Here is a 663-nt window from a genome sequence, read left to right on the forward strand (position 1 = left end):
TCAGAGATATGCCTCTTTCAATATCGGCAGGGATTGGTTTTATCGCGCTCTCTGGTATTGCTGTATTGAATGGTCTGGTAATGCTGTCTTTTATCAGGCAGAGGATGGAAGAGACTGGCGAGTTGGTAAACTCGATTATTGATGGTGCAATGACTCGCTTGCGGCCAGTGCTGATGACAGCGTTAGTGGCGAGTCTTGGTTTCGTGCCCATGGCGCTTAACGTAGGTACTGGCGCAGAGGTGCAGCGACCTCTGGCAACGGTGGTCATTGGTGGGATCATATCCTCTACCTTGTTAACTCTGGTTGTACTACCTGTACTCTATAGACTCGTTCACTATAAGGTGAATTAGCAGCACTGGGGCATTTGGGTTTATAAATCAATGCCCCGGATTTACTTACCCCCATGACGATCATTCGACTTCTTTTGACAAAATGGGGAGGTGGCTCGTAAATCGCTTTGTAATAAAAATTTGGAGTTGTAGGGTTGGTTATCAATTGTAATATTCAACATTCGGCTTTTGGAGGCGCATCCTGTGGACTATTGTGGTCTGAATAACTGCTTTATGCCACTGAAGAGTCAGTCAGAATAAAGCATATTAACTTCCGCTTATGGTAAATATCGGAATCAAGAGCAGAGAGCCCTGAACGTCTGCTGTTTGTCTT

General features: G+C 45.2%; 1 protein-coding gene. It reads left to right on the forward strand.

Annotation, left to right across the window (positions count from 1 at the left end):
• Window positions 1-350, forward strand: a 350-nt coding sequence (locus JC525_RS19790) for an efflux RND transporter permease subunit (protein WP_198817876.1), incomplete at its 5' end; no start/stop codon positions are given.
• Window positions 351-663: the final 313 nt, after the last annotated feature.

The organism is Alteromonas sp. IB21, assembly GCF_016405965.1.
GTDB lineage: Bacteria > Pseudomonadota > Gammaproteobacteria > Enterobacterales > Alteromonadaceae > Alteromonas.